General features: G+C 59.6%; 10 protein-coding genes and 1 pseudogene. 7 read left to right on the forward strand and 4 right to left on the reverse strand.

Annotated elements, in window-relative coordinates; all coding sequences use genetic code 11:
* Nucleotides 1-52 precede the first annotated feature (52 nt).
* Nucleotides 53-970, forward strand: coding sequence for an MBL fold metallo-hydrolase (locus tag FN828_RS10060; protein WP_142493278.1), 918 nt, complete (start codon nucleotides 53-55; stop codon nucleotides 968-970).
* Here the strand turns inward: FN828_RS10060 and FN828_RS10065 are convergent.
* Together FN828_RS10065 and ypfJ are read right to left on the reverse strand one after the other, a co-directional pair.
* Entirely contained in the window at nucleotides 948-1,460 is a 513-nt protein-coding gene (locus tag FN828_RS10065) for a phosphatase domain-containing putative toxin (RefSeq protein WP_142493279.1), read from the reverse strand. The two genes, FN828_RS10060 and FN828_RS10065, sit on opposite strands and share 23 nt — an antisense overlap.
* A gap of 36 nt (nucleotides 1,461-1,496) precedes the next feature.
* Nucleotides 1,497-2,333: a KPN_02809 family neutral zinc metallopeptidase gene (ypfJ, locus tag FN828_RS10070; RefSeq protein ID WP_142493280.1), complete on the reverse strand. Its 837-nt coding sequence runs from the start codon at nucleotides 2,331-2,333 to the stop codon at nucleotides 1,497-1,499.
* A gap of 184 nt (nucleotides 2,334-2,517) precedes the next feature.
* Here ypfJ and FN828_RS10075 point away from each other — a divergent pair, with 184 nt between their 5' ends.
* The 3 genes from FN828_RS10075 to recR all read left to right on the forward strand — a co-directional run bounded on the left by FN828_RS10075 (nucleotide 2,518) and on the right by recR (nucleotide 5,403).
* Complete coding sequence (locus tag FN828_RS10075; protein ID WP_235891453.1) at nucleotides 2,518-4,290, forward strand: DNA polymerase III subunit gamma/tau; 1,773 nt, start codon at nucleotides 2,518-2,520, stop codon at nucleotides 4,288-4,290.
* Nucleotides 4,291-4,378: 88 nt separating this feature from the next.
* The gene (locus FN828_RS10080; RefSeq protein ID WP_142493282.1) at nucleotides 4,379-4,723 is read left to right on the forward strand and encodes a YbaB/EbfC family nucleoid-associated protein; all 345 of its coding nucleotides are present in this window, start codon (nucleotides 4,379-4,381) and stop codon (nucleotides 4,721-4,723) included.
* An 83-nt stretch (nucleotides 4,724-4,806) separates the two neighbouring features.
* A complete protein-coding gene (gene recR, locus FN828_RS10085) occupies nucleotides 4,807-5,403 on the forward strand; it encodes a recombination mediator RecR (protein ID WP_142493283.1) in 597 nt (198 codons plus the stop codon).
* A gap of 96 nt (nucleotides 5,404-5,499) precedes the next feature.
* Here recR and rpsU read toward each other — a convergent pair whose 3' ends face one another.
* Nucleotides 5,500-5,706 carry a 30S ribosomal protein S21 gene (gene rpsU / locus FN828_RS10090; protein WP_043871123.1) on the reverse strand — a complete coding sequence of 69 codons (207 nt, stop codon included), beginning with the start codon at nucleotides 5,704-5,706 and terminating at the stop codon, nucleotides 5,500-5,502.
* Between the two features lie 114 nt (nucleotides 5,707-5,820).
* Here rpsU and FN828_RS10095 point away from each other — a divergent pair, with 114 nt between their 5' ends.
* Genes FN828_RS10095 through FN828_RS10105 form a run of 3 tightly spaced genes read left to right on the forward strand, consistent with a single transcriptional unit; the run spans nucleotide 5,821 to nucleotide 8,173 of the window.
* Nucleotides 5,821-6,507: a COQ9 family protein gene (locus FN828_RS10095; protein ID WP_142493284.1), complete on the forward strand. Its 687-nt coding sequence runs from the start codon at nucleotides 5,821-5,823 to the stop codon at nucleotides 6,505-6,507.
* Nucleotides 6,508-6,517: 10 nt separating this feature from the next.
* Nucleotides 6,518-7,504 (forward strand): NAD(P)H-quinone oxidoreductase, encoded by a 987-nt coding sequence (locus FN828_RS10100; RefSeq protein ID WP_142493285.1) that lies wholly within the window; start codon nucleotides 6,518-6,520, stop codon nucleotides 7,502-7,504.
* A 3-nt stretch (nucleotides 7,505-7,507) separates the two neighbouring features.
* Nucleotides 7,508-8,173, forward strand: coding sequence for a TylF/MycF/NovP-related O-methyltransferase (locus FN828_RS10105; RefSeq protein ID WP_142493286.1), 666 nt, complete (start codon nucleotides 7,508-7,510; stop codon nucleotides 8,171-8,173).
* Nucleotides 8,174-8,335: 162 nt separating this feature from the next.
* Here FN828_RS10105 and FN828_RS10110 read toward each other — a convergent pair.
* Nucleotides 8,336-8,424, reverse strand: a pseudogene (locus tag FN828_RS10110) (IS5/IS1182 family transposase); the annotation flags it as partial.

Raw genomic sequence — 8,424 nt, forward strand, 5'->3', positions numbered from 1 at the left:
ATGCCGCACACATACAAACATCGGCGCCTGCATCACGCGAAGGGAGGCGCCGATGACCCGCATTTTAACCAGCCTGATCCTGCTATTCACCCTGCTGACCGGCCCCGTCCGGGCGGAAATGACCGTAACACAGATCACCGCAGACAGTTTCGCGCTGGTTGGTCCCACCAGCAACCGCAGCCCGGAAAATCTGGGGAACAACTCCACCCACGGGCTGATTGTTACCTCCAAAGGCGCGATTTTGATTGACGCGGGCGGCAGCTATCAGGGGGCGCAGGCAATCCACACCCTGATCCGCAGCCTGACCGATCAGCCCGTGAAATTCGTGATCAACACCGGCGGGCAGGATCATCGCTGGATCGGCAATTCCTATTGGAAAGAGCAGGGCGCAACCATCATTGCCTCGGCCGATGCGGTGGCCGATCAGACCGCCCGCGCCTCGATGCAGCAAACCGCACTGACTGCACTGATTGGTGCCGATAAACTTTCGGGCACAACGCCCGCCTATGCCGACATCACATTCGACGAACGATACGACCTTAGCCTTGGGGACACCACGCTGCACCTGTCGCATGTGGCAGCGGCCCACACGCCGGGCGATACGTTTGTCTGGCACCCTGCCGCGAAAACCGTCTTTACCGGCGATATCGTTTATATCCGGCGTATTCTGGGCGTGATGGAATTTTCCAGCGGGGCCACATGGCTGGACGCGTTCGACGCCTTGGCCGCGCTGCACCCGGATCACGTGGTTCCCGGTCACGGCCCTGTCACCGATCTGGCCACCGCGACCCGTGACACCCGCGACTATCTGGACAATCTGCGCAGCAAGATGCGGGACTATATCGACGAAGGCGGCGACATCATCGGTTCGGTCGATGTAGATCAATCCGCCTTTGCCTATCTGGAAAATTTCGACACGCTGGCCCGCCGCAACGCACAGGAAATGTTCAGCCAGATGGAGTGGGAGTAACCGCCCATTTCATCTGTGCATCGTTTTCCACTGCGCAGGGACGCACCCTGCGCAACCGGGTCAGTGCCGCTTGCGGGTCTTCCCCGGCCTCGACCATCAGCCGCAGCGCCGTCATGCCAGATCGACCACAGCCGCCCATACAGTGAATCAGCACCCGCCCGCCCCCGGACAGCGCCTTGCGGGCAATCCGGCTGACCTCGGGCCATTTTTCTTCGACTTCGGCATCGGGAATCCCGAAATCGCGGATCGGCAAATGCACCCACCGCGCGCCCCGATCCTGAATATCCTGCCCCAGATGTCGCACACCTTTTTCCACCATCTCTACCTCGGTGGTCAGCGTGATCAGCATCGCGGGCTGCCATTCGCGCAGATGTTCCAGATCGGCGTCATAGTCACCGCCGCGACCGGGCAATGGCGACAAGGCCAAAATCCCCTCGCCCACCTGCAAGGCATGAATGACGAAATCCGGCACTGTCACCTCCTCTGACATGTGCGGGCGTACAGCCCCATCCCCTTCAGCTTTAGGCTACAACTGACGTGCATTCCATGTATCACACGCGTTGATTTTACCGCCTTTGTATCCTTTGGCAAACCAACGGGATCGCTGTTCGGATGTGCCATGCGTAAACGTATGCGGCTGCGGCACCTGACCTGCGCGTTTTTGCAAATGGTCATCCCCGATCATGCGGGCAGCGTTCAGCGCCTCCTCCAGATCGCCGGGTTCCAGCATCCCGTCGACATTCCGCGCCCAGACCCCGGACAGACAATCCGCCTGCAATTCCAGCCGCACCGTCAGCGCATTAGCCTGCGCAGCATTGACCTGTTGGCGCAGTTCATTCACCTGCGGCAAAATCCCCATTTCATTCTGCACATGATGCGCCACTTCATGCGCAATCACATAGGCCGCCGCGAAATCCCCCCTGGCCCCCAATTGCCGCGCCAAAGTGGCGAAAAAATCGGTGTCCAGATATGCTTTTTCATCCGCAGGGCAGTAAAACGGCCCGGTCGCCCCGCTGGCCCCGCCACAGGGGCTTTGGGTCACACCGGAATACAGCACCAGCACCGGCGGCACATATTCCGCATCCAACTGTTCCGCGAACACATCGGTCCAAACGGTTTCGGTCGTCGCCAACACCTGCGCCGCAAATTCAGCCGCTTTTTCTTCTTCGGCGCTCAATTCGCGCGGGGCCGTGCTTTGGCCGCCCATCTGCCCATCCAGCAATGGCGACACATCAATCCCAGCGAAATACCCGATCGCCAGCACAATCAGCAGCCCCACGCCACCAATACTGGCCTTTCCCCCGGCACCGCTGCGGCGGCGGTCCTCTATGTTGCGGCTGCCCCGCACACCTTTTAAACGCATCCTGTCGAACTTTCTTTCATGTAATCCCGCCAACGTAGCGCCTTTGTATCCGGCTGGATATGAAAAAGACCGGCGTGTTTTCCCCCTTTGTCCCGCCGCTGGCCCACATGCCGCGGCAATACGGTGGACGTGCCGCGCCGGGATGCTTAGTTTAGCCCAAACTTCCGAATCCACAGGCGCAGGCATGACCGACACCCCCACCCCCGGCTATCAGGTTCTGGCACGTAAATACCGGCCCGAAACCTTTGCCGATCTTGTCGGTCAGGATGCTATGGTGCGCACCCTGAAAAACGCGTTCGCGGCGGATCGTATCGCGCAAGCATTTATCATGACCGGGATTCGCGGCACCGGGAAAACCACCACCGCCCGGATCATCGCCAAGGGGATGAACTGTATCGGTCCCGATGGCACCGGCGGTCCCACCACCGAACCTTGTGGCAAATGCGAACATTGCGTTGCCATCATGGAAGGCCGCCATGTCGATGTGATGGAAATGGACGCCGCCAGCCGCACAGGCGTGGGCGACATCCGCGAAATCATCGAAAGCGTCCACTACCGCGCCGCCAGCGCCCGCTATAAAATCTATATCATCGACGAAGTTCACATGCTGTCGACCAGCGCCTTTAACGCGCTGCTGAAAACGCTGGAAGAACCGCCAGCCCATGTGAAATTCATCTTTGCCACCACCGAAATCCGCAAGGTGCCAGTCACGGTTCTGTCTCGCTGCCAGCGGTTTGACCTGCGCCGCATCGAGCCCGAGGTAATGATCACCCTGCTGCGCAAAATCGCCGGAGCTGAAAATGCCGACATTACCGATGACGCGCTGGCCCTGATCACCCGCGCCGCCGAAGGTTCGGCCCGCGATGCAACCTCGCTATTGGATCAGGCGATTTCCCACGGGGCGGGCGAAACCACCGCCGATCAGGTCCGCGCCATGCTGGGGCTGGCGGACCGGGGCCGCGTGCTGGATCTGTTCGACCTGATTATGAAAGGCGACGCTGCCGGGGCGCTGACAGAACTGGGCGCACAATATGCCGATGGTGCAGACCCGATGGCCGTGCTACGTGATCTGGCGGAAATCACTCACTGGATTTCCGTGGTCCAGATCACCCCCGAAGCCGCCGAAGACCCCACCGTTTCGCCCGATGAACGCGCGCGCGGTCAGGACATGGCCAAATCCCTGTCCATGCGCACCCTGACCCGCATGTGGCAAATGCTGCTAAAGGCGCTGGACGAAGTGGGCAACGCCCCCAACACGATGATGGCCGCTGAAATGGCAGTGATCCGGCTGACACATGTGGCCGAATTGCCCACCCCCGAAGATCTGGTACGCCGCCTGAAAGACGCGACACCCCCACCAGCGCCGAATCCCGGCGGTGGCGGGGGAATGCCAGCGCCCGGCAATGCGGCCCCGCGTGGTCAGATGACCCAGGCCTATTCCCCCGGCCCCGGCGGCGGTGGATATGGCGGCGGTGGTGGCGGCCCGGTCATGGCGCTGGCACAGGACACCGAACAGGCGCTGGCCCGCTATCCCAGCTTTGAACATGTGGTCGATCTGATCCGCATCAATCGCGATGCCAAGCTACTGGTTGATGTGGAAACCGGCATTCGACTGGCCGCCTACCGCCCCGGTCGTATTGAATTCCAGCCCACGGACAAAGCCCCGAACGATCTGGCCCCGCGTCTGGGCAGCGCCCTGCAACGCTGGACCGGCAATCGCTGGGTCGTGACGCTGGTTCAGGAAGGCGGCGGTGAAACCATCGCTGAAAAACGCGATGCCGCCGATCTGGCCCTGAAACAGGAAGCCACCCAACACCCGATGGTGCAGGCGGTTTTGGCGGCATTCCCCAAGGCAAAAGTCACCGAAGTCCGATCTTATGACGACATCGCCGCCGAAGCTCAGGCCGACGCCCTGCAAGAGGTCGAGGATGAATGGGACCCGTTCGAGGAAGATTAACCATCGCCTTCTAAGCCCCTATATGCTTAACACCCGGCCAAACGCCACCATGCGGCCCCGATGCCGCCCCAGATGACGGAGACATAAAATGCTAAAAGGACTCGGCGGTCTTGGCGATATGGCCAAGATGATGAAAGCGGCCAAGGACATGCAGAGCAAAATGACCACCCTGCAAGAGGAAATGGCCAGCATGACCGTAACCGGCGAATCCGGGGCCGGGCTGGTCAAGGCGACCTGCACCCTGAAATCCGAACTAACCGCGCTGGACATCGACCCGTCGATCTTCAACGCCGATGACAAAGAAGTCGTCGAAGACCTGATTTTGGCGGCTATCAAGGATGCACAGGGCAAAGCCGCCGAAGCTGCACAGGCCGAAATGGCCAAGCTGACCGAAGGTCTGGGCCTGCCTGCGGATATGAAACTGCCGTTCTGATCCGATGATCCGAAAGGGGCGCACCCCGCCCCTTTCATCTTGCCAAAAATACTCGATATCCCACCCCATCCACAGGCCACAGGTTGAGCAGTAACCGCGACATAGATGCCCTGATTGACATGATGGCAAAGCTGCCGGGCCTTGGTCCGCGTTCGGCCCGGCGTGCGGTGCTGCATCTGATCCGCAAACGCGCCCTGTTGATGGCTCCGCTGGCCGATATGATGCAAACCGTTGCTGCCAATGCCCGCGAATGTCTGAATTGCGGCAATATCGGCACCGGCGATATTTGCGACATCTGTGCCTCGTCCGCGCGGGGAAATGGCATCCTGTGCGTGGTCGAAGACGTGGCCGATCTGTGGGCAATGGAACGATCCGGCGTTTTCAAAGGACGCTATCATGTGCTGGGCGGCACCCTGTCGGCACTGGATTCGATTGGCCCGGATGAATTGCGAATCCCCCGCCTGTTGGACCGCGTGCAAACCGAATCCGTGACCGAGGTTATTCTGGCCCTGAACGCCACCGTCGACGGCCAGACCACCGCCCATTATATCGCGGATCAATTAGAGGGCCGCGTTGCGCTGAGTTCACTGGCGCAGGGTGTGCCGATTGGCGGGGAATTGGATTATCTGGATGACGGCACAATTACCGCCGCCCTGAACGCCCGCAAACCGATGGCGTGACGTCCCTACACAACAGCTTGATCCTTATGCCAGAAACGACAAACCCCCGGGCAGGGCCGCGGGGGTCGTCTTTAGCATCCAAGCTGAGAGGAGATCTTAGAGAAGACCTTCACGCTGTGCTTTCTTGCGTGCCAGTTTCCGGGCACGACGAACGGCTTCAGCTTTCTCGCGCGCTTTTTTGACGGACGGTTTTTCGAAATGTTGCTTAAGCTTCATTTCACGGAACACGCCTTCACGCTGCAGCTTTTTCTTCAGGGCACGAAGTGCCTGATCGACGTTATTGTCGCGAACGCTTACCTGCATGTGGTTTTCACCACCTTTCTAAGTTGAGTTGCAAGGATTTGCAGGAAGTGGCCATATAGCAAAGCTTGCCCTATTTGTCTAGGGTATGTCCGAACAGCAAAACTGGAGCCTGCCATGACCGCCCCCGATCTGAAGGAAACCCTGCTGGATGCCGCCCTGATCCATGTCGCGTTCGACGGCTGGACCGAAGACACGTTTCGCGCGGCAGTCGAAGACAGCGGCGTGAATATGGCGGTGGCCCGTGCAATTTGCCCACGCGGCGCAGTGGATTTGGCAGTGGCCTATCACCAGCGGGGCGACCGTTTGATGATCGAACGCGCCAGCGTTACAGACCTGTCTGCCCTGCGTTACAGCGAAAAGGTTGCCGCCCTGATCCGGTTCCGGATCGAAGCCGCCGATGACAAAGAAGCCGTGCGCCGCGGCAGCACCCTGTTCGCCCTGCCCAAATACGCCGCCGATGGCGCGCGGCTAATCTGGAACACCTGCGATCTGATCTGGACCACGCTGGGCGACACGTCAGACGATGTGAACTGGTACACCAAACGCGCCACGCTTAGCGGGGTTTATGGCGCGACCGTGCTGTATTGGCTGGGGGATGATTCGCCGGATCATCAGGCGACATGGGATTTCCTGTCCCGCCGCATCGACGACGTGATGCGGTTTGAAAAATTCAAGGCAGGCGTGCGCAACAACAAGGCGCTTTCCGCACTGTTGGCCGGACCAACGGCCATTCTGAACCAGATCAAGGCGCCATCGGGCGCACGTAATGACAGGCCGGGCCACACGCACGGCGGACAATAAGGAGACGACGATGACCGATATGATGCGGGCGGTGGAAATCACCGAAGCAGGTGGCCCCGATGTGCTGAAACTTTGCGAACGCCCTGTGCCGCAGGCCGCAGCCGGGCAGGTCATCATCAAGGTGGCCTATGCCGGGGTGAACCGCCCCGACGCGCTGCAACGCGCGGGTTCCTATGCCCCGCCCCCCACGGCCAGCGACCTGCCGGGGTTGGAAGCCTCGGGTGAAATCGTTGCCTTGGGCGAAGGCGTCAGCGGCTGGTCCATCGGCGATCAGGTTTGTGCCTTGCTGCCCGGTGGTGGCTATGCCGAATATGTCGCCACCCCCGCCGCGCATTGCCTGCCCATCCCCAAGGGCATGTCCATGAAAGAGGCCGCCTGCCTGCCTGAAACCTTTTTCACCGTCTGGTCTAACGTGTTCCAGCGCGGCGGGCTGAAAGCTGGTGAACGGTTCCTGATCCACGGCGGATCGTCCGGCATCGGCACGACGGCGATCCAACTGGCCCGTGAATTCGGCGCCCGCGTGTTCGTTACCGTCGGCAGTCAGGAAAAAGCTGCCGCTTGCGCGAAACTGGGCGCGGAAAAAACCATCATCTACAGCGAAGAGGATTTCGTAGATGTCATGCGCAACGAAGGCGGCGCAAACCTTATTCTGGATATGGTCGGCGGTCTGTATATTCCCCGTAATATCCGTGCTTTGGCCGATGACGGGCGTTTGGTGCAAATTGCATTCCTGCAAGGGCCAAAGGTTGAACTGAACTTTGCCCAGCTCATGACCCGGCGGCTGACGATCACAGGGTCCACCCTGCGCCCCCAAAGCGATCTGGCAAAGGCACAGATTGCAGACAGCCTGCGGGAACAGGTCTGGCCGCTACTGGATGCTGGAAAAATCAGCCCGGTGATGGACAGCGAATACGCCTTGGCCGATGCCAGCAAGGCGCACGCCCATATGGAAGCCAGCGGCCACATCGGCAAAATCGTCTTGAAAGTCGGGGGCTGACACATGGCTGAACAGGGTGGCCGCGCCTCTCCGATTGATCTGCTGGTCGACGATTCGATCCGCGACAGTTTCGAAACCTTCCGGGAGCAGATGACCAAAGCCATGCTGTTCCCCGAAAAGCGCGGCATCCGTAAGTACTGCCTGAAACAGGCCGTGGACCGGACGGGCTGTGATGGCCTGTTCGTGGAATTCGGTGTCTGGAAGGGCGTGGGTGTCAATCTGTTTGCCAAGTTGCTGGGCAAGCAAGGCACGGTCTGGGGCTTTGACAGCTTTGAAGGGCTGGAAGAGGACTGGACCGGCCACGCCAAGGGCGGACAGGCCGGGCGGTTCACGCTGAACGGCCACCTCCCCGAGGTTGAACCGAACGTGAAACTGGTCAAAGGCTGGGTACAGGACACGGTTCCAGGCTGGTTACAGGACCACCCCGATCAGAAGATTACCTTGGCCAGTCTGGATTTGGATACCTATACGCCCACCCGCTTTGTACTGGATGCCCTGCGGCCCCGGTTGGACGTGGGCAGTATCCTGCTGTTTGACGAATTGTACGGCTATCCCGGCTGGCGGCATCATGAATGGAAGGCCCTACAAGAAAGCCTGCCAGAGGATTGTTATCGGTTCATTGCCTTTTCACAGCAATCGGTCGGAATTGAGATCACCAGAAAGCCGTGAAAAGCCTTGATCCGTTCACATAGCGATTTCGCAATAAACTCATAAGGGGAAATTTTATTGTGATTCTAAGGCTGTATTTCCCCAACCCTTATCCTCTATTCATATTTAATTTGCATTTTTAATAAACGTAATACATACCCGAAAAGTATCTAGGCTCAGGACTCATAACCAAAACATGACTGTTGCGGCGAGAGCGATGGCCGAGAGGAAGACTTCGGGGCAGCGGTCATATCGGGTGGCGACCCGCCGCC

Origin of the sequence: Thalassovita litoralis, assembly GCF_900182725.1 — a bacterium.
GTDB lineage: Bacteria > Pseudomonadota > Alphaproteobacteria > Rhodobacterales > Rhodobacteraceae > Thalassobius > Thalassobius litoralis.

Coding starts and splice junctions, on each gene's coding strand:
- FN828_RS10060 (WP_142493278.1), top strand. CDS start 53: ATGACCCGCATTTTAACCAGCCTGATCCTGCTATTCACCCTGCTGACC.
- FN828_RS10065 (WP_142493279.1), bottom strand. CDS start 1,460: ATGTCAGAGGAGGTGACAGTGCCGGATTTCGTCATTCATGCCTTGCAG.
- ypfJ (WP_142493280.1), bottom strand. CDS start 2,333: ATGCGTTTAAAAGGTGTGCGGGGCAGCCGCAACATAGAGGACCGCCGC.
- FN828_RS10075 (WP_235891453.1), top strand. CDS start 2,518: ATGACCGACACCCCCACCCCCGGCTATCAGGTTCTGGCACGTAAATAC.
- FN828_RS10080 (WP_142493282.1), top strand. CDS start 4,379: ATGCTAAAAGGACTCGGCGGTCTTGGCGATATGGCCAAGATGATGAAA.
- rpsU (WP_043871123.1), bottom strand. CDS start 5,706: ATGCAGGTAAGCGTTCGCGACAATAACGTCGATCAGGCACTTCGTGCC.
- FN828_RS10095 (WP_142493284.1), top strand. CDS start 5,821: ATGACCGCCCCCGATCTGAAGGAAACCCTGCTGGATGCCGCCCTGATC.
- FN828_RS10100 (WP_142493285.1), top strand. CDS start 6,518: ATGACCGATATGATGCGGGCGGTGGAAATCACCGAAGCAGGTGGCCCC.
- FN828_RS10105 (WP_142493286.1), top strand. CDS start 7,508: ATGGCTGAACAGGGTGGCCGCGCCTCTCCGATTGATCTGCTGGTCGAC.